General features: G+C 61.0%; 17 protein-coding genes and 2 pseudogenes. 7 read left to right on the top strand and 12 right to left on the bottom strand.

Going from position 1 to position 19,206, the window contains the following annotated elements:
* Nucleotides 1-101 precede the first annotated feature (101 nt).
* Nucleotides 102-959, top strand: coding sequence for an SDR family oxidoreductase (locus tag HU749_RS00190; protein ID WP_186649378.1), 858 nt, complete (start codon nt 102-104; stop codon nt 957-959).
* Nucleotides 960-1,207: 248 nt separating this feature from the next.
* Entirely contained in the window at nt 1,208-2,107 is a 900-nt protein-coding gene (locus HU749_RS00185; RefSeq protein WP_079303057.1) for a DMT family transporter, read from the top strand.
* Nucleotides 2,108-2,158: 51 nt separating this feature from the next.
* Here HU749_RS00185 and HU749_RS00180 read toward each other — a convergent pair whose 3' ends face one another.
* From HU749_RS00180 to HU749_RS00155, 6 genes are all read right to left on the bottom strand, one after another.
* Complete coding sequence (locus tag HU749_RS00180; RefSeq protein WP_046064472.1) at nt 2,159-2,899, bottom strand: hypothetical protein; 741 nt, start codon at nt 2,897-2,899, stop codon at nt 2,159-2,161.
* A 55-nt stretch (nt 2,900-2,954) separates the two neighbouring features.
* Nucleotides 2,955-3,335 carry a RidA family protein gene (locus HU749_RS00175; RefSeq protein ID WP_003206880.1) on the bottom strand — a complete coding sequence of 127 codons (381 nt, stop codon included), beginning with the start codon at nt 3,333-3,335 and terminating at the stop codon, nt 2,955-2,957.
* A 24-nt stretch (nt 3,336-3,359) separates the two neighbouring features.
* Nucleotides 3,360-5,465, bottom strand: a complete 2,106-nt coding sequence (gene spoT / locus HU749_RS00170) for a bifunctional GTP diphosphokinase/guanosine-3',5'-bis pyrophosphate 3'-pyrophosphohydrolase (RefSeq protein ID WP_003206879.1) — start codon at nt 5,463-5,465, stop codon at nt 3,360-3,362.
* Nucleotides 5,466-5,525: 60 nt separating this feature from the next.
* Entirely contained in the window at nt 5,526-5,789 is a 264-nt protein-coding gene (gene rpoZ, locus HU749_RS00165) for a DNA-directed RNA polymerase subunit omega (RefSeq protein WP_003177259.1), read from the bottom strand.
* Between the two features lie 167 nt (nt 5,790-5,956).
* Nucleotides 5,957-6,577 carry a guanylate kinase gene (gmk, locus tag HU749_RS00160; RefSeq protein ID WP_003206877.1) on the bottom strand — a complete coding sequence of 207 codons (621 nt, stop codon included), beginning with the start codon at nt 6,575-6,577 and terminating at the stop codon, nt 5,957-5,959.
* 10 nt (nt 6,578-6,587) lie between these two features.
* A complete protein-coding gene (locus HU749_RS00155; RefSeq protein ID WP_046064471.1) occupies nt 6,588-7,451 on the bottom strand; it encodes a YicC/YloC family endoribonuclease in 864 nt (287 codons plus the stop codon).
* Between the two features lie 273 nt (nt 7,452-7,724).
* On the opposite strand from HU749_RS00155, the gene rph reads away from it, so the two are divergent.
* From rph to gltS, 3 genes and pseudogenes are all read left to right on the top strand, one after another.
* Nucleotides 7,725-8,447 carry a ribonuclease PH gene (gene rph, locus HU749_RS00150; protein WP_003177262.1) on the top strand — a complete coding sequence of 241 codons (723 nt, stop codon included), beginning with the start codon at nt 7,725-7,727 and terminating at the stop codon, nt 8,445-8,447.
* 31 nt (nt 8,448-8,478) lie between these two features.
* Complete coding sequence (locus HU749_RS00145) at nt 8,479-8,847, top strand: DUF4870 domain-containing protein (RefSeq protein WP_013694558.1); 369 nt, start codon at nt 8,479-8,481, stop codon at nt 8,845-8,847.
* 362 nt (nt 8,848-9,209) lie between these two features.
* Nucleotides 9,210-10,419 (top strand): annotated as a pseudogene (gene gltS, locus HU749_RS00140) (sodium/glutamate symporter).
* A 95-nt stretch (nt 10,420-10,514) separates the two neighbouring features.
* On the opposite strand, the gene crc reads toward gltS, so the two are convergent.
* Entirely contained in the window at nt 10,515-11,294 is a 780-nt protein-coding gene (crc, locus tag HU749_RS00135) for a catabolite repression control protein Crc (protein WP_013694557.1), read from the bottom strand.
* Nucleotides 11,295-11,377: 83 nt separating this feature from the next.
* Between crc and pyrE the strand changes: the two genes are divergently transcribed.
* Nucleotides 11,378-12,022 carry an orotate phosphoribosyltransferase gene (gene pyrE / locus HU749_RS00130; RefSeq protein WP_003206873.1) on the top strand — a complete coding sequence of 215 codons (645 nt, stop codon included), beginning with the start codon at nt 11,378-11,380 and terminating at the stop codon, nt 12,020-12,022.
* 195 nt (nt 12,023-12,217) lie between these two features.
* On the opposite strand, the gene argB is transcribed toward pyrE, so the two are convergent.
* The 4 genes and pseudogenes from argB to coaBC form a co-directional block, all read right to left on the bottom strand.
* The gene (gene argB, locus HU749_RS00125) at nt 12,218-13,123 is read right to left on the bottom strand and encodes an acetylglutamate kinase (RefSeq protein ID WP_003206871.1); all 906 of its coding nucleotides are present in this window, start codon (nt 13,121-13,123) and stop codon (nt 12,218-12,220) included.
* A gap of 27 nt (nt 13,124-13,150) precedes the next feature.
* Nucleotides 13,151-14,554 (bottom strand): annotated as a pseudogene (locus tag HU749_RS00120) (phosphomannomutase/phosphoglucomutase); the annotation flags it as partial.
* A 251-nt stretch (nt 14,555-14,805) separates the two neighbouring features.
* Nucleotides 14,806-15,261 carry a dUTP diphosphatase gene (dut, locus tag HU749_RS00115; RefSeq protein WP_186649371.1) on the bottom strand — a complete coding sequence of 152 codons (456 nt, stop codon included), beginning with the start codon at nt 15,259-15,261 and terminating at the stop codon, nt 14,806-14,808.
* Nucleotides 15,262-15,265: 4 nt separating this feature from the next.
* A complete protein-coding gene (gene coaBC / locus HU749_RS00110; RefSeq protein ID WP_046064467.1) occupies nt 15,266-16,474 on the bottom strand; it encodes a bifunctional phosphopantothenoylcysteine decarboxylase/phosphopantothenate--cysteine ligase CoaBC in 1,209 nt (402 codons plus the stop codon).
* 145 nt (nt 16,475-16,619) lie between these two features.
* Here coaBC and radC point away from each other — a divergent pair, with 145 nt between their 5' ends.
* Nucleotides 16,620-17,294: a RadC family protein gene (radC, locus tag HU749_RS00105; protein ID WP_014340857.1), complete on the top strand. Its 675-nt coding sequence runs from the start codon at nt 16,620-16,622 to the stop codon at nt 17,292-17,294.
* A 192-nt stretch (nt 17,295-17,486) separates the two neighbouring features.
* On the opposite strand, the gene HU749_RS00100 is transcribed toward radC, so the two are convergent.
* Nucleotides 17,487-19,073, bottom strand: coding sequence for an ABC transporter substrate-binding protein (locus tag HU749_RS00100; RefSeq protein WP_186649369.1), 1,587 nt, complete (start codon nt 19,071-19,073; stop codon nt 17,487-17,489).
* Between the last annotated feature and the right edge of the window lie 133 nt (nt 19,074-19,206).

Genomic DNA, 19,206 nt, shown 5'->3' with positions numbered 1-19,206 from the left:
AATTCTTGTTAACAAAAGTAATACAGTAACTTTTTTTCTCGCATGGCTAGCCGCTCGTCCCCTGCGAAGGCTAGTCTGCGGCTTTGCCAGAGGAGTTCTTGATGTCCGCGCCTTCTGTTTTGATCGCCGGCTGCGGTGATATCGGCGGCCGCCTGGCCCGCCAGTTAGTGGCCGAACATTGGCAAGTCCATGGCCTGCGGCGCACGGTTTCGAAGCTGCCAGCGGGCGTCATCGGGGTGGCGGGGGATTTGTTCAGCGAGCAATGTCCCGCCGACTGGCCCACCGGGTCACTGGATTACCTGGTGTACAGCGCCGCGGCCACCGACCATGACGAAGCGGGTTATCGCACGGCTTATGTCGAAGGGTTGCAGCATGTGTTGAGCTGGTTGAAGCAGCATGGCCAGCGGCCCAAGCGTCTTCTTTTTGTGTCCAGCAGCAGCGTTTATGGGCAGCAGCAGGGCGAGTGGGTGGATGAAGCCTCGCCAACCGTGGCCGGCGGCTATTCCGGGCGGTTGATGCTCGAAGCCGAGCAAGTGGCCTTGGACAGTGGCATCCCGGCCAGCCGTGTGCGCCTGACCGGCATCTATGGGCCGGGTCGGGAGTGGTTGCTGAGCCAGGTGCGCCAAGGCTATCGCGTCGTGATCGACCCGCCGCTGTACGCCAATCGCATCCACGCCGACGATGCCGCCGGCTTGCTGGCGTTCCTGCTGGAAGCTGATCGCCAGGGCAAGGAGTTGGACGATTGCTACATCGGCGTCGATGATGCGCCTGCGCCGCTGGCCGAAGTGGTGGGTTGGCTGCGGGAATACATGGGCGTTACCGAGTGGTCTGAAGACGCCAGCGTGCGTCGTGCCGGCAGCAAACGCTGCCGCAATGCCCGGGCGAAGGCTTTGGGCTGGACGCCGCGGTATCCGAGTTTTCGCGATGGGTATGCGGCAATTCTGGAAGGGCGCTGCTGACGCGGGCCCGCTCGGCGCGTGCTCGATGATGTGGTTCGGCGCCAAGGGCTAGTCCTCTATGGGCTCCTACCATCCTGAGTATCTTCCAGGTCTTGACTTGGTTCATCGAGCTCGCCGAGCATTATCCGTTGCTTGCCGAAGCCAAGAGTGATCTGCAGGCCACCCGCAACCGCTTCAGTCATCTTTTGCGTCGTCGATGTGGGCCAATATCCTATCGAACGACCTAACAGCGACAAGGACCGTCATCAATGCAAGCCAGTTTCAGCAAAGGCGTTATCTTTGCACTCTCCGCCGCCGCACTTAACGCCACGATAGGCGTGCTCAGCAAAGTGCTCATGAGCAATGGTTTCACCGCCAGCAGTGTCGCCGTCATAAAGACCGTCCTGGGTTGTCTGCTGCTCTCGGCCCTGCTGCTGTTTATCAAGCGTCCGGCGACGACAGCCAAATGGACCCAGGCAGCGATCTGCGCGTTTCTCGGTATCTTTGTGCTGTTCCACTTCGAAACGGCTGCCTATCGGCATTACGCTGCGGCGGGGGTAGTCGTGATGCTGATGGCCAGTGCTTCCATTTCCTCGATTGTGCTTGGACGCATCATCCTCAAGGATGCGATCACCGCGAACGCCACTGTGGGTGCCGCCTTGGCGATCGCCGGAATCGCAGTGATCTTTGGCGCCGATCTGCAGCAGGGCTTCACGCTCCAAGGCGTTGCGCTCGCGTCCATGGCGGGCTGCGGCTATGGGGCGTTTTCGGTAGCCATGAAACGGATGGGCGTGTCCGGTGGGCTGCACTTCACTCGTCAGTTGCTGTTCTTCGGCAGCCTGTACTTGCTGATGCCGGCTTCGGTCGACGGCTTCGTGATCGGTGAGCTGTCGCCCTGGGCGATTGCCGCACTGCTGGCGCTGGCCGCGCTGCCGACCATCCTCGGCTTTTTCTGCACCACCAAGGCAATCGAGTACCTCAAGCCATCCCAGGTACAAGCCTTGGAGCTGACCGAGCCGCTGTTCGCCGCACTGCTGGCATTTGTTGTGCTCAATGAAGTGCCGCGCGAAAGCCTGTACCCGGGCGCACTACTGATCATCATTGGGCTGTGTTTCTCCAATGAGCTGATCCGCCTGGGTAGAAAAAAGCCTGTTGCGTCTCGCGCGTGAACCTTTGCCGGGAGGGGGCGCTCGTACAGTTATTTCAACGCGCCCTATCTCTTACTGCTTTTCCAGCAACCACTGCCGAGTGCCCGGCGTGAACGAAGGCATTTCATCGGCCAGCGCGGCGTTGACGGTCTGGAAGATCTCCAGCTTCTTGCCGTCGCGGGCAAAGATCCAGGTGTTGCCCTGGCCGTTCTGCTGCAGCCAGATGTTGTCGTTGCCACCGCTCATGGAGGCGCAATCGCCGGCCAGGCACAGGGCGTAGCGATCGGCACCCGGCAGGCCGCTGACCTGGCCGTCGGGCTGGAATTGCACGGTGGCGCCCTGGCCGGGGCCGCTGGCGATGTTCCAGGTGCCGCCCAGGTAGGCGGCATACAGCGCACGCTCGAAACTGGCGCCGATGGGCGCGCCTTCCGGTACCTGCACTTGAGCGCGGTCGAACACCTGCTGCGGTTCGTTCTCGGTGGCGGCCTGGCTCAACTGGTCGCCGTCACGCTTGAGTTCGCTGGCGGAACTGCCGTAGAAATCGACTTTCCAGGCGCCGTCTTCTTCGCCCAGCAATTTGCCTTCGACGTTTTCAAAGCCGTTGGTGTAGCGCGCCTGACCGGCCCGGGTGTTGACGTCCCATTCCAGGTTCGGGCCATAGCCCTGCAACGCTTCGCGAAGCGGGCCGCCCTGGGCGGCAGCGTCGATGGCTGCCTGGTTGATCCAGGTGCCGCTGATGTCACGGTCGGCAGGGTCGCTGGCACAGCCGCCCAGAAGCAGGGCTGCCAACGAGAGAGCAAGCGCTTTGCGCATGGTGGAATCCTTTCAAGACGAAAACGGCGCAGCGGGAGAGGCTGCGCCGGCCTTATTACTCGATGACCAGGATGGCATCCATCTCAACCTGAGCGCCCTTGGGCAGGGCCGCCACGCCGATGGCGGCGCGGGCAGGGTAAGGCTGGTCGAAGTACTTGCCCATCACCTCGTTGACCTTGGCGAAGTGGCTCAGGTCGGTGAGGAAGATGTTCAGCTTGACGATGTCCTTGAACGAACCACCGGCAGCCTCGGCCACGGCCTTGAGGTTTTCGAACACCTGTACGGTCTGGGCTTCGAAGCCTTCCACCAGCTCCATGGTTTTCGGGTCCAGTGGGATCTGGCCCGACATGTACACGGTGTTGCCGGCCTTGATCGCCTGGGAATAAGTACCGATGGCGGCCGGGGCCTTGTCGCTGGTGATAACGGTCTTGGTCATGAATGACTCCTGATAACGAATGGGCTACGCGCGCATCCGGGTGATGCGGATAACCCCGGTCAGGGCGCGCAGTTTCTTGATCACGCGGGCCAGGTGCACGCGGTCGTGCACGCTGACCACCAATTGAACGACGCTGATGCGGCCATCGCGTTCGTCCATGCTGATTTTTTCGATATTGCCGTCGGCGGCATTGACGCTGCTGGCCAGCAGGGCGATCAGGCCGCGCTGGTGTTCCAGCTCGACCCGCAGCTCGACGTTGAATTCGCCGGTGACATCCTTGGCCCAGGAGAGCTGGATGCATTTTTCCGGGTTATGACGGATTTCGCTGATGTTGCGGCAGTTGTCCAGGTGCACCACCATCCCTTTGCCGGCGGACAGGTGGCCGACAATCGGATCGCCCGGGATCGGCGTGCAACACTTGGCATAGCTGAGCACCAGGCCTTCGGTGCCACGAATCGCCAGCGGGCCTTCGGGGCTTGGCAACTGTTCGCCTTCGCCGAGCAGGCGGCGGGCGACGACGTAGGCCATGCGATTGCCCAGGCCGATGTCTTCGAGCAGGTCTTCGATCAATTCGAGACGGTATTCGTGGAGCATCAGTTGCACGCGCTCGACCGGGATCTTGTCCAGCGAGCTGTCGAAACCGTTCAGCACCTTGTTCAGCAGGCGTTCGCCGAGGCTGATGGATTCGGAGCGGCGTTGCAGCTTCAGGGCGTGACGGATATGGGTGCGGGCCTTGCCGGTGACCACGAAGTTGAGCCACGCCGGGTTGGGTCGTGCGCCGGGGGCGCTGACGATCTCCACCGTGGAACCGCTTTGCAGCGGTTCGGACAACGGTGCCAGGCGGCGGTTGATCCGGCAGGCGATGCAACTGTTGCCGACGTCGGTGTGCACCGCATAGGCAAAGTCCACGGCCGTGGAGCCTTTGGGCAGCTCCATGATCCGGCCCTTGGGCGTGAAGACGTAGACCTCGTCCGGGAAGAGGTCGATCTTCACGCTCTCGATGAATTCCAGGGAGTTGCCGGCACGCTGCTGCATTTCCAGCACACCCTTGACCCATTGCCGGGCGCGGGCGTGGGTGCTCTTGGGCTGTTCGTCACCGCTGGATTTGTACAGCCAATGGGCGGCGATGCCGTTGTTGGCCATCTCTTCCATTTCGCGGGTGCGGATCTGAATCTCGATCGGCACGCCGTGCATGCCGAACAGCGTGGTGTGCAGCGACTGATAGCCGTTGGCCTTGGGGATCGCGATGTAATCCTTGAAGCGCCCCGGCAACGGTTTGTACAAATTATGTACAGCGCCCAACACGCGGTAGCAGGTATCGACCTTGTCGACGATGATCCGGAACGCGTAGACGTCCATGATCTCGTTGAAGGCCCGACGCTTGCCGCGCATTTTCTTGTAGATGCCGTAGAGGTGTTTCTGCCGCCCGCTGACTTCGCCTTCGATGCCGTCGATGGCCAGGCAGTGGCTCAGGGACTCTTCGATCTTGTTGACGATTTCCTTGCGGTTGCCCCGGGCGCGCTTGACGGCCTGGTTGATCCGCGCCGAACGCATCGGGTGCATGGCCTTGAAGCCGAGGTCTTCGAACTCGATGCGGATCGCATGCATGCCCAGGCGATTGGCGATGGGGGCGTAGATTTCCAGGGTTTCCTTGGCGATGCGCCGGCGTTTTTCGCCAGACAGCACTTCCAGGGTGCGCATGTTGTGCAGGCGGTCGGCGAGCTTGACCAGGATCACGCGAATATCGCGGGCCATGGCCATGGCCATTTTCTGGAAGTTTTCGGCCTGGGCCTCGGCCTTGGTCTCGAAGTTCATCTGGGTCAGCTTGCTGACCCCGTCGACCAGTTCGGCCACGGTTTCGCCGAACTGCGCTTGCAGCGCTTCCTTGGCAATGCCGGTGTCTTCGATCACGTCATGCAGCATCGCCGCCATCAGGCTCTGATGGTCCATGTGCATGTCGGCAAGAATATTCGCCACCGCAAGGGGATGCGTGACGTAGGCCTCGCCGCTGCGGCGGCGCTGGCCGTCGTGGGCTTGTTCGGCGTAGAAATAGGCTCGGCGGACCAGATTGACCTGGTCCGTGCCGAGGTAGGCCGATAAGCGATCGGCGAGGGCGTCTATGCTCGGCATGATGATGACTCCTGCCGTTTGCTGTGACCCCGCGCCGTGCTACGTCGACCAGGCATAGGCTTAGACCGCCTCGTTGGACTCGTCCTCGAACGCTGCGAACAGCGGTTCGTCTTCGACGATTTCAGCGTTGGCGATGAACTCGTAGCTCATCAGGCCTTCGGCGATTTCACGCAGCGCTACTACGGTAGGCTTGTCGTTTTCCCACTGGACCAACGGCTCTTTGCCACCGGTGGCCAGTTGACGGGCACGCTTGGTAGAGAGCATGACCAGCTCAAAGCGGTTTTCCACGTGTTCTAGGCAGTCTTCAACGGTTACGCGGGCCATGGTATTCCTCGGAGCGAATGCAATATGCGCGCTGCCCGGTTGGGCGAGCGGACTCGACAGTTTAAAAAAACACCAGCGTTTAGGGAAGCGCTGATTTTTTAACCAAACCCCTCGGCGCGCTGCGACTACCAATGTAAAGCCGTCGCAGCGGTTTTGGGAAGGGCTGTTCAGCCCAACAATTCGGCCAATAATTTGCCGAAACGTTGCTGCTGGCGTTTCTGCTGCAGCTGGCTGGCGCGGAAAATCGCCTTCAGGTCGTCCAGCGCGTGGGCGAAATCGTCGTTGATGATCAGGTAATCATAGTCGACGTAGTGACTCATCTCGCTGACCGCTTCGCGCATCCGGCCTTCGATGATGTCGTCGCTGTCCTGGCCACGGTTGGTCAGGCGCTGGCGCAGGGCCTGCTGGCTCGGCGGCAGGATGAAGATCGAACGGGCCTGGGGCATCAGCTTGCGCACCTGCTCGGCGCCTTGCCAGTCGATTTCCAGGATCAGGTCGTGACCTTCGTCCAGGGTTTGCTGCAAGTAGCTTTGCGAAGTGCCATAAAGGTTGCCGAAGACTTCGGCGCGCTCCAGGAAGTCGCCGTGTTCGGCCATCTTCACGAACTCTTCGCGGTCGACGAAGTGATAGTTCACGCCATTCACTTCGCCCGGACGCATGGCGCGGGTGGTGTGCGAGACCGAGACGCGGATCTGCGGTTCGGCATCGATCAGGGCCTTGACCAGGCTGGTCTTGCCGGCGCCCGAGGGCGCGGAAATGATGTAGAGGGTGCCGGTGCTGTGGGTCATGTCGTTAGCCTTACTCAATGTTCTGCACTTGTTCGCGCATTTGTTCGATCAACACCTTGAGGTTGACCGCCGCCTGGGTGCTGCGCGGGTCGAAGGCTTTGGAGCCCAGTGTATTGGCTTCGCGGTTGAGCTCCTGCATCAGGAAGTCGAGGCGGCGACCGGCCGCACCGCCGGACTTGAGCACCCGGCGAACTTCGATGATGTGGGTGCTCAGGCGATCCAGTTCTTCGGCCACGTCGCTCTTTTGCGCGAGCATGACCATTTCCTGTTCCAGGCGTTGCGGGTCCAGCTCGGCCTTCATGTCGGTGAAGCGGTCGAGGACTTTCTGGCGCTGGGTGGCGAGCATCTGCGGGACCAGTTCGCGCAGGGTGCTGACGTCTTCTTCAATGGAGGTCAGGCGCTCGTTGATCAGCCGGGCCAGCTCCGCGCCTTCGCGCTCGCGGCCGGCCTTGAGTTCCTTGAGGCCTTCATTGAACAGCGCCATCGCCTCGGTGTTCAGCGCCTGCGGGTCGTTCGCGTCACCCACCAGCACGCCGGGCCAGGCCAGGACTTCCAGTGGATTCAGGGCGGCAGGGTGCTTGATCAGGCTGGCGACGGTTTCGGCGGCGGCGACCAATTGTGCGGCGCGCTCGCGGTCCACTTGCAAGGCTTTGCCGGTGCTTTCTTCGGTGAAGCGCAGGGTGCATTCCAGCTTGCCCCGGGACAGGCCCTGGCGCAGCGCTTCGCGCACACCGCCTTCGAGGTCGCGGAAGGACTCGGGCAGGCGCAGATGCGGCTCCAGGTAGCGGCTATTGACCGAGCGCAGTTCCCAGCTCAGCGTGCCTTGGGCCCCGGCTTTTTCGACGCGGGCGAAGGCGGTCATGCTGTGCACCATGGAGGTTCCTCGCAATGCAGGCCGGCACGACGGTAGTCGTGGGCCTGGGATCTGTAAATTAAAAGCCCAAGGGCAGCAAAGGCGCAGGATTGTAGCGCAGTGAGGCGTATGCCCCAACCGCGCTTGCGACAAAGCGTGGCAGCCCGTCGGGCAGGCCTTTGCGTGGCTTCGCTCGCGTCGGCTTTTTAGAGTCGAGCGACGTTTAACTGCCCTATGACGGTTCACGGCTCTATAATGCTCGGCAGTTTTCCGTCCCCTGTACAGGTATTCCCTATGAAACGTCCAAGTGGTCGCGCTGCCGATCAGCTTCGCTCGATCCGCATTACCCGCAACTACACCAAACACGCCGAGGGATCTGTACTGGTCGAATTCGGTGATACCAAGGTCATCTGCACCGTCAGTGTCGAAAACGGCGTGCCACGGTTCCTCAAGGGTCAGGGCCAGGGCTGGTTGACGGCTGAATACGGCATGCTGCCGCGCGCCACCGGTGAGCGGAACCAGCGTGAGGCCAGCCGTGGCAAGCAGGGCGGCCGTACCCTGGAAATCCAACGCCTGATCGGCCGTTCACTGCGTGCTGCTCTGGACATGTCCAAGTTGGGCGACGTGACGCTGTATGTCGATTGCGACGTGATCCAGGCCGATGGCGGCACGCGTACTGCGTCCATTACCGGGGCCATGGTCGCCCTGGTCGATGCCTTGAAAGTGATCAAGAAGCGCGGCGGCCTCAAGGGCGGCGACCCGCTCAAGCAAATGATCGCCGCTGTGTCCGTGGGCATGTACCAGGGCGAACCGGTGCTGGACCTGGATTACCTGGAAGACTCCGCCGCCGAGACTGACCTGAACGTGGTCATGACCAGTGCCGGCGGTTTCATCGAAGTCCAGGGCACTGCCGAGGGCGCGCCGTTCCAGCCGGAAGAATTGAACGCTATGCTGGAGTTGGCGAAGAAAGGCATGAACGAGATCTTCGAACTGCAAAAGGCCGCCTTGGCTGACTGATCGATTTCCGCTTCAAGACAAGGAGAGCGTCATGAGTGATGAGCAAATCCTGCTGCCCCAGCCGAGCAAAGAGGCGCGTCAATGGGCAATGTTTTGTCACCTGTCCGCCTTGTTGGGGATCTGGATTCCGTTCGGCACGCTGATCGGGCCGCTGGTGCTCTGGCAGCTCAAGCGTGAATCCGACCCGTTCATTGATGCCCAGGGCAAGGAAGCGCTGAACTTCCAGATCACCGTGGCGATTGCCTCGGCGATCAGCTTGCTGCTGATGGTCGTGGTGATCGGCTTCTTCCTGTTTGGCCTGGTGGCCATCGGTGCGCTGGTGTTGACGATCATTGGTGGTGTGAAGGCCAATGAAGGGCAGCCGTATCGGTATCCGTTTACCTGGCGCCTGGTCAAATAACGATCACCGCTGCGATTCAAGGACAATGCCCCGGCTTATCGGGGCATTGTCTTTTTTGAAGTTATAAATGTTTCTCTTTATGTGCAGTCTTCCATTGCGTGGCGAGTTAGTGTGCGCATATTCCGCTATTACACTTCTAGTCACAACTGCACAGTTTCAGTGCGGCCTCTATGCTTGGCAATAAGACGCTTCGATTGATAGAGTTGCGCCAAGTTATATTCCTTCAGAAATATTTCGATATATTCAGACCATTGAAGGTCCTTGAATTCAAAGCCAATCAGTGTTGAGCCAATCAACCTGTTCAAGAGGCGTGTCCAGGTAAAAAGTTCGCCCCTGAATATATGTTCAAAGAATAAACTCTCATGTTTCAGCTCGATTTCTATGGAACACTTGTCGCCGCACTCTCTAGTGCTTTTATTGGGGCGCGGACTTGTTACGCGTGTTGGTTTCCTGCGCGCCTACAATATCCCTGAACCTGTAGCGGGCGGACTGGTAGTTGCCTTGGCGCTCCTGGCTTTGCGGGGGGTTGAAGTTGAAGTTCGATTTGATACTTCGCTGCAAACACCGTTGATGCTGGCATTTTTTGCCACGATTGGCCTGAGCGCAGACTTCGCCAGCCTGAAGAAAGGCGGGCGCGTAGTTGGGGTTTTCCTGCTGGCGGTTGTCGGCCTGCTGGTGGTCCAGAATGCCATGGGCATCGGGCTCGCAAAAGCGCTGGGGCTCGATCCGTTGATGGGGTTGCTGACCGGCTCGATCACCTTGGCAGGCGGTCACGGCACAGGCGCAGCATGGGGGACGGTATTCAGTGAGAAGTACGGTCTGGCTTCCGCCTCCGAGCTTGCGATGGCTTCTGCGACGTTTGGCTTGGTGTTGGGTGGCTTGATCGGTGGGCCGGTTGCTCGCTTGCTCATCAAGCGTGTCCAGGCCCCCGGCTGCCTTGAGGCAGAAAAGCCCCGTGTGCCCAAGGGGTTCGAGCAGCCGAACAAAGAGCGCTCGATTACGCCGTTTTCGTTTATCGAGACGCTGGCGCTGATTGCGGTCAGCCTGTTGGCCGGCACGCTCTTGAATGGGCAGCTCCACGACAGCGCCTTCGAGTTGCCGACGTTCGTTTGCGTCTTGTTCGTGGGGGTGGTCCTGCGCAACGGGCTTTCGGCGCTTGGCTTGTATCAGGTCTTCGAACGAGAAGTCTCCGTGCTCGGCAATGTGAGCCTGTCACTGTTCCTGGCGATCGCCTTGATGTCACTCAAATTGTGGGACCTGGCGTCACTGGCCTTGCCGATCTTCATTATCCTGGCGGCCCAGACATTGGTCATGGCGTTGTTTGCGATTTTCGTGACGTTCAGAATCATGGGCAGTCATTACGATGCAGCCGTCTTGGCGGCAGGGCATTGCGGTTTTGGGTTGGGCGCCACGCCGACGGCCATCGCCAACATGCAGGCAGTGACGCAGCGCTATGGGCCTTCACAGATAGCGTTTCTGGTGGTGCCGATGGTGGGGGCGTTCTTCATCGATATCATTAACGTCATCGTCATCAAGTTGTACCTTGCCCTGCCGTTTTTTGCCGCGGCTTGAGCTTCCGCGCGGAGCGTTCGCCATAAAAAATGCCCGTATCTTGCGATACGGGCATTTTCTTTGGTCGGTCGACCTGGGGGATGTCGCCGGTACGCTTAGATGGTCAGCGTCCAGTCGTAATCCACGATCAGCGGCGCATGCTGCGAGAACCGTGGCTGGCGTGGCAGGCGGGCGCTGCGTACGAAGCGGCGCAGCCCAGGTGTCAGCAACTGGTAGTCGAAGCGCCAGCCAAGGTTGAGCATCTCGGCCTGTTCGTTGTCCGGCCACCAGCTGTACTGGTCGCCTTCCCGGCTGACTTCGCGCAGGGCGTCGACATAACCCATGTTGCCAATGATCTCGTCCATCCAGGCCCGCTCCGGCGCCAGGAAACCAGGAGATTGCTGGCTGTCGCGCCAGTTCTTGATATCCAGCTTCTGTTGCGCCACGTACAGCGAGCCACAATAGATGTACTCGCGACGTTTGCGCCGCTGTTTATCCAGGTAGCGGGCGAAGTCGTCCATCAACTTGAATTTCTGATTCAAATCTTCATCGCCGTTCTGCCCCGAAGGGAGCAGTAAGGTCGCGATGCTGACCTTGTCGAAATCGGCTTGCAGGTAGCGCCCGTAGCGGTCCGCCGTCTCGAAACCGAGACCGTTGATGACAGCCTTCGGTTGCAGCCGCGAGTACAAAGCCACGCCACCCTGGGCGGGGACTTCGGCATCGCAGGCATAAAGGAAGTAACCATCCAGTTGGAAGGCTGCATCGTCCAGTTCAAAGGCGGAGGCGCGGGTGTCCTGCAGGCAGATGACGTCGGCATTCTGTGCTTGCAGCCAACTGAGCAAACCTCGCTCCACTGCAGCCTGAATACCATTGACGTTCACACTGATGATCCGCATAAATGGCCCCAAAAATCACGTGCGTGTATGATACACGCCGTGTACCTATTTAGCTAAATCCGCGGTATTTGAGGCTTTTTTTCATGCAGGCGTATCAGCGCGATTTCATTCGCTTTGCCATCGATCGCGGCGTTTTGCGCTTCGGTGAGTTCACCCTCAAGTCCGGGCGCACCAGCCCGTACTTCTTCAATGCCGGCCTGTTCAACACCGGTTCCGCCCTGGCGCAACTGGGTCGTTTCTATGCGGCGGCCATCGTAGAGAGCGGTATCCCGTTCGATGTGCTGTTCGGCCCGGCCTACAAAGGCATCCCGCTGGCCGCCACCACTGCCGTCGCCCTGGCCGAACACCACGGCCGCGACTTGCCTTGGTGCTTCAACCGCAAGGAAGCCAAGGCCCACGGCGAAGGCGGCAGCCTGGTGGGTGCACCGCTGACCGGCGACGTGTTGATCATCGACGACGTCATCACTGCCGGTACTGCCATTCGCGAAGTGATGCAGATCATCGGTTCCCAGGAAGGCGCCAAGGCCGCTGGCGTGCTGATCGCCCTGAACCGCCAGGAGCGCGGCAACGGTGAACTGTCGGCGATCCAGGAAGTGGAGCGCGATTTCGGCATTCCGGTGATCAGCATTGTTTCGCTGAACCAGGTGCTGGAGTTTTTGGCCGACGATCCGCAGCTCAAGCAGCATTTGCCGGCGGTTGAGGCTTATCGGGCGCAGTTCGGCGTCTAAGAAGCCCGCTGATTTTGATCTTGTGGCGAGGGAGCTTGCTCCCGCTGGGCTGCGCAGCGGCCCCAACATTTTTGCGGTCGCTGCGCGACCGAGCAGGAGCAAGCTCCCTCGCCACAAAAGCATCATCTGGAAAAGAGGTGTAAAAAAAGACCCCGCTCAACCAGGTTGAGCGGGGTCTTTTTTTACCGGTATCGCTTAAGGACGCTTGCGATTGCTGATCAAGGTACCCACGCCGGTGTCGGTGAAGATCTCCAGCAGGATCGCATTCGGTACCCGGCCGTCGATGATCAGCGAGCTGCCGACGCCGCCCTGTACCGCTTCCAGCGCGCAACGAATCTTCGGCAGCATGCCGCCGTAGATGGTGCCGTCGGCGATCAGGTCATCGACCTGCTGGGTCGACAGTCCGGTCAGGACTTTGCCCGACTTGTCCATCAGGCCGGCGATGTTGGTCAGCAGCATCAGCTTTTCGGCTTTCAGTGCTTCGGCAACCTTGCCCGCCACCAGGTCGGCGTTGATGTTGTACGACTCACCGTTGGCGCCCACGCCGATGGGCGCGATGACCGGGATGAAGTCGCCCTTGACCAGCAGGTTCAGCAGGTCGGTGTTGATGCCGACCACTTCGCCCACATGACCGATGTCGATGATTTCCGGCTGGGTCATCTCCGGTGTCTGGCGGGTGACGGTGAGTTTCTTCGCCCGGATCAGCTCGGCGTCCTTGCCTGTCAGGCCGATGGCGCTGCCGCCATGACGGTTGATCAGGTTGACGATGTCCTTGTTGACCTGGCCGCCCAGGACCATCTCCACCACATCCATGGTCTGCGCGTCGGTCACGCGCATGCCATCGATGAAGTGGCTTTCGATCGACAGGCGCTTGAGCAGGTCACCGATTTGCGGGCCGCCACCGTGTACGACCACCGGGTTGATGCCCACGGCCTTCATCAGCACGATGTCGCGGGCGAAGCCAGTCTTGAGCTCCTCGCTTTCCATCGCGTTGCCGCCGTATTTGATCACCAGGGTCTTGCCGACGTAGCGTCGGATATAAGGCAACGCTTCGGACAGGACCTTGGCGGTGTTGGCGGCGGCTTCGCGTTCGAGGGTCATTCAGGGCTCCGGTAGTGCTTCAAAAAATCAAAACGGTAGTTGGAGATCAGGTGCAACACGTTTGAGTTGGGTGTGGAACACATCCTTGATGCGCTGCAGTTCAGCCTCGTTGTCGGCCTCGAAACGCAGTACCAGCACCGGTGTGGTGTTGGATGCGCGAACCAGGCCCCAGCCGTGGGGATAGTCGACCCGCACACCATCGATGGTGGTCAGTTCGGCGCCTTCGCCCCATTGAGCGTCGTGCAGTGCATCAATGATGCTGAATTTGCTCTCTTCGGTCACATGGATATTGATTTCTGGCGTAGAAATATCGTTCGGGAAGGTTGCGAACAGCTCTTCGGCCGTGGATTTCTCCTTGCTGAGGATTTCCAGCAGGCGCGCGGCGCTGTAGATGCCGTCGTCAAAACCGAACCAGCGTTCCTTGAAGAAGATGTGGCCGCTCATTTCGCCGGCCAGCAGGGCGCCGCTCTGTTTCATTTTTTTCTTGATCAACGAATGACCCGTTTTCCACATCAGTGGACGACCGCCATATTCCTTGATCAGCGGCACCAGGCGACGGGTGCATTTGACGTCGAAAATGATCTCGGCATCCGGGTTGCGCGCCAGCACGTCCTTGGCAAACAGCATCAGCAGGCGGTCCGGGAACACCACGCTACCGGTATTGGTCACCACGCCCACGCGGTCGCCGTCGCCGTCGAAGGCCAGGCCCAGGTCGGCGTTGGTTTCCTTGACCTTGGCGATCAGGTCTTCGAGGTTTTCCAGCTTGCCCGGGTCCGGGTGGTGGTTGGGGAAGTTGCCGTCCACGTCGCAGAACAGCGGGATGACCTCGCAGTTCAGGGCTTCGATCAGTTGCGGGGCGATCACGCCGGCCGCGCCGTTGCCGCAATCGACCACCACTTTCAGGCGCCGGGCGAGTTTCACGTCCTTGACGATCTCGTCGTTGTAGCGAGGAAGGATATCGACCTTGGTGACGCTGCCCTGGCCGCTGCTCAGGTCGTTGGTCTTGAGGCGGGTATGCAGGGCCTGGATCTGCTCGTTGGCGAGGGTGTCGCCGGCGATGACGATCTTGAAGCCGTTGTAGTTCGACGGGTTGTGGCTGCCGGTGAGCATCACCCCGGACTTGCCGGCCAACACGTTGGCGGCGTAGTACAGCGCCGGGGTCGGCACCAGGCCCACGTCGCTGACGTGGCAGCCACTGTCGGCAACGCCTTTGATCAGTTGTTCGACCAGCTCGGGGCCCGACAAACGGCCATCACGGCCGACGCACACGTTCGGTTCGCCCTGGGCCAGGCTCTGGGAGCCAATGGCGCGGCCGATCCAGTAGGCCGTTTCGGCGGTGAGGGTTTCCGGTACCACGCCACGGATGTCGTAGGCGCGGAAGATGCTTTCAGGGAAGATCGGGGCGATTGCGGCTGGGGTGTTCATGGGCGGGGCGCTCTATCAGGAAAGTGACTGGACAGGCCGACGGTTAGCATCGGCAGGCTCAAGCTGAAGGGTATGACGGCGTTTTTGACAGAGAGTTCGTGGTGGGAAAGTGCCATGAGACAGCGTTACCCCGGCCTCGCTCGCCTAATACATTGATTCCGGGTGGGAAACCTAGCAGAAAGCCATTGCGCATTTTTTGTCCTGAAACACAGGCTTCACAAACGGGCCGGGCAGGACGCCCGGCCTGTAACCACCGGTCAATGGCTGCCGGAATGCCCGAAACCACCCGCGCCGCGCTGGCTTTCGGCGAACTCTTCGACCAGTTCGAAGTGGGCCTGGACCACCGGCACCAGCACCAACTGCGCGATGCGTTCGCCCACGGCAATGTTGAAGGCCGTTTGGCCGCGGTTCCAGCACGATACCATCAGTTCGCCCTGGTAGTCGGAGTCGATCAGACCCACCAGGTTGCCCAGCACGATGCCGTGCTTGTGGCCCAGGCCCGAGCGCGGCAGGATCAGCGCGGCCAGGCCCGGATCGCCGATGTACACCGACAGGCCGGTAGGAATCAGCAGGGTCTGGCCCGGTTCCAGGATCGTGTCCTGCTTGAGCATCGCCCGCAGGTCGAGGCCGGCGGAGCCCGGTGTGGCGTATTGTGGCAGCGGGAACTCGTTGCCGATGCGTGGGTCGAGGATCTTGGCTTGTAGAGCGTGCATGACATTAAACCTGGTTCAGACGTTCGGCGATAAAAGTGATCAGCTGGCGGGCAATCTTGCTCTTGCTGGTCTGGGCGAAAAGTGTGGCGTGCAACTGGCGGTCGATCACGCTGCAGGCGTTTTCTTCGCTGTTGAAGCCGATGCTCGGGTTGGCCACGTCGTTGGCGACGATCAAGTCGAGGTTCTTGTCCTTGAGCTTGCGTGCGGCGTAATCGAGCAAGTGTTCGGTCTCGGCGGCAAAGCCGACACTGAACGGGCGGTCGGGGCGGGTGGCGATGCTGGCCAGGATGTCCGGGTTACGCACCATTTGCAGTAGCAGGCCGTCGCCGCTTGCAGGGTCTTTCTTCAATTTTTGCGGGGCAACGACTTCGGGGCGGTAGTCCGCCACCGCCGCCGAGGCGATGAACAGGTCGCAGGGGATGGCCGCTTCGCAGGCCGCGAGCATGTCCCGGGCACTGACCACGTCGATGCGCGTGACCCGGTCCGGGGTCGGCAAGTGCACGGGACCGGTGATCAGCGTCACCCGGGCGCCGGCTTCCACGGCAGCTTCGGCCAGGGCGAAGCCCATTTTTCCGGAGCTGTGGTTGGTGATGTAGCGCACCGGGTCGATGTTTTCCTGGGTCGGTCCGGCGGTGATCAGCACGTGCTTGCCGGTCAGGGCCTGGCGCTGGAAGCAGTCGGCGGCGCACTGGGCCAGGTCGGTGGCTTCGAGCATGCGGCCCATGCCGACATCACCGCAGGCCTGGCTGCCAGAGGCCGGGCCGAAGACTTTCAGGGCGCGGCTTTCCAGCAATTGCAGGTTGGCCTGGGTGGCCGGGTCGCGCCACATGGCCTGGTTCATGGCCGGCGCCACGGCGACCACTGCGTCGGTGGCGAGCACCAGGGTGGTCAGCAGGTCGTCGGCGATGCCTTGGGCCAGGCGGGCGATCAGGTCGGCCGTGGCCGGGGCGATCAGCACCAGGTCGGCCCACTTGGCCAGTTCGATATGACCCATGGCGGCTTCGGCCGCCGGGTCGAGCAAATCCAGATGGACCGGGTGCCCGGACAGGGCCTGCATGGTCAGCGGAGTAATGAACTCGCTGCCACCGCGGGTCATGACGACCCGAACTTCCGCGCCCTGGTCGATAAGCCTGCGAACCAGCTCGGCGCTCTTGTAGGCGGCAATGCCGCCGCCGACGCCCAGAACGATGCGTTTCCGATACAGCCGCTGCATAGGCCTGCCTTTCGATTTCAGTGGTCAGTGCAGGGCGAACCCCTTGGCAGCAGCCTGCCAGGGTGCAAATCGCCTGCAAAAAAGATGGGCTACGATATCACAGCGACCGCTACGGAACAGCGGCGCCCACAATCAGGGAGATGCCATGAGTATTCGCGATTGGCCCGCCGCCGAGCGGCCGCGGGAGAGGTTATTGGCGCTGGGGGCTGGGAGTCTTTCGGACGCCGAGCTGCTGGCGATTTTTTTACGAACCGGCGTGTCGGGCAAAAGCGCGGTGGATCTGGCGCGACAACTATTGATTCAATTTGGCAGCCTGCGCGCGCTGCTTGAAGCCGATCAGATCACATTCAGTAATCATATGGGGCTCGGGCCGGCGAAGTTTGCGCAGTTGCAAGCGGTTCAGGAAATGAGCCGTCGGCATTTGGCTGAGCGGGCACGGGAAAAAACGTCGCTGGAAAGCCCGTTCGCGGTGCGTGAGTACCTGAAATCGATGCTGCGCCACGAACCCCACGAGGTGTTCGGTTGCCTGTTTCTCAATTCCAAGCACCAGGTGCTGACCTTCGAGGCGCTGTTTCGAGGCTCTATCGACAGCGCCAGCGTCCATCCCCGGCAGGTCGTCAAGCGCGCCCTGGCCCACAACGCCGCTGCGCTGATCCTGTGCCACAACCACCCCTCCGGCAACACCGAGCCCAGCCAGGCCGACAGGGTGCTCACTGAGCGCCTTCAGGAGGCGCTGGAGCTGATCGATGTGCGGGTGCTCGACCATTTCATCGTTGGCGATGGGGAGCCGTTGTCGATGGCGGAATGTGGGTGGATGTAGGCACGATCAGGCTTGAGTAATCCCTTGTGGGAGCAAAGCTTGCTCGCGATGCCGTCGTCACATACAACACTTCTGTTGGCTGTAAAACCGCTATCGCGAGCAAGCTTTGCTCCCACAGACTCCACAGCTCCACAGCTCCACAGCTCCACAGGCTCCACAGGCTCCCACAGGAGGGGCGCTGTGGGGCAGGGGTTATTTGAGGTTGACCTTGGAGTAATCCTGGCGCCCAAACGGGCTCACCGCATAACCCTGCACATCCTTGCGGGTGAGCGCGAAGGCGGTCGGGTGCGCCAGGGGCAGCCACAAGGCCTGTTGCTGGATCTGGGCCTGGGCCTGCTCGTAGAGCTTGGCACGCACGCCTTGTTCGCCGGTGGTTTTGCCGGCGCTGATCAGTTTGTCCAGGTCGGGGTTGCAGTATCGGGCGAAGTTGGTGCCGGACTTGACCGCCGCGCAGGAAAATTGTGGCGTGAGGAAGTTGTCCGGGTCGCCGTTGTCGCCGGCCCACCCCATGAACAGCAGGTCATGTTCGCCGGCCTTGGCGCGCCGGATCAGTTCGCCCCATTCGATCACGCGGATTTCCGCCTGGATGCCGATTTCCGCCAGGTCCGATTGCAGCAGCTGCGCGCCAAGGCTCGGGTTGGGATTGAGCAGGCTGCCGGAGGGGCGAGTCCAGATGGTGGTCTTGAAGCCTTCCTTCAAGCCGGCCTTGGCCAGCAGGTCACGGGCCTTGGCCGGGTCATGGGCGTAGCCCGGCAAGTGCTTGGCATAGCTCCAGGTGTTCGGTGGATAAGGGCCGTTGGCGGCTTCGGCGGTGTCTTCGAAGACGGTCTTGAGGTAGCTGGGCTTGTCGAAGGCCAGGTTGATGGCTTGGCGCACCTCAGGCTTGTCCAGCGGCGGATGCTGGCTGTTGATCGCCACGAACGCGGTCATGAAGGCGTCGGTCTGCTCGACCTTCAGCGTGGGTTCTTGCTTGGCGGCTTGTACGTCCAGCGGCTTGGGCGACAGGGCGATCTGGCATTCGTTGCGGCGCAGTTTCTGAAGTCGTACGTTGGCGTCCGGCGTGATTGCGAAGACCAGCGGATCCACTTTTGGCTTGCCGCCGAAGTAGGCGTCGTTGGCCTTGTAGCGAATCGAGGCATCCTTCTGGAATCGGCTGAAAATGAACGGGCCGGTGCCGACCGGTTGGCTGTTGAGTTTTTCCGGCGTGCCGGCCTGCATCAGTTGATCGGCGTATTCGGCCGAATAAATGGAGGCAAAGCCCATGCTCAACGTCGCCAGGAAGGTCGAGTCGGCGTGATCGAGAGTGAAGCGCACGGTCAGCGGATCGAGCGCGTCGATTTTCTTGATCAGCGCCGGCAATTGCATGGACTGGGCGTGGGGGAAGCCACTTTGCGCCACCTTGTGCCAGGGGTTTGCCGGGTCGAGCATGCGCTCGAAGCTGAACTTCACGTCCTCGGCGGTCAGGTCGCGGCGCGGGGTGAAGTAGTCGGTGTGGTGAAACTTGACCTGTGGCCGCAGCTTGAACACGTAGGTCAGGCCATCGGTGGAGACTTCCCAGCGCTCGGCCAGGCTGGGGACCACTTTGCCGCTGGCGGTATCGAAGTCCACCAGGCGGTTCATCAGCACGTCGGCGGAGGCGTTGGTGGTCGTCAGGGAGTTGTACTGGACGACATCGAACCCTTCCGGGCTGGCTTCGGTACAGACGCTCAGGGCGGCGGCCAAAGCCTGCGGGGTGATCAGCAGAGGGGCGAGCAACAATGGTAGGGCAGCGAGGCGCATGGTCGGTTTCCTGTGCAAGTCGAAGGCCCATCTGCGAGTGCAGTCTGGAAAAGGCCTACCCTAGTGGGCTCGCTGCTAAATGACTATCCCCTTTTTGCATTTTCCGGCACTCTGCGGCGACGTATCGATGGCC

The sequence above is a fragment of the Pseudomonas ogarae genome, from assembly GCF_014268695.2.
Taxonomy (GTDB): domain Bacteria; phylum Pseudomonadota; class Gammaproteobacteria; order Pseudomonadales; family Pseudomonadaceae; genus Aquipseudomonas; species Aquipseudomonas kilonensis.
This window is presented reverse-complemented; position numbering and strand designations above follow the sequence as displayed.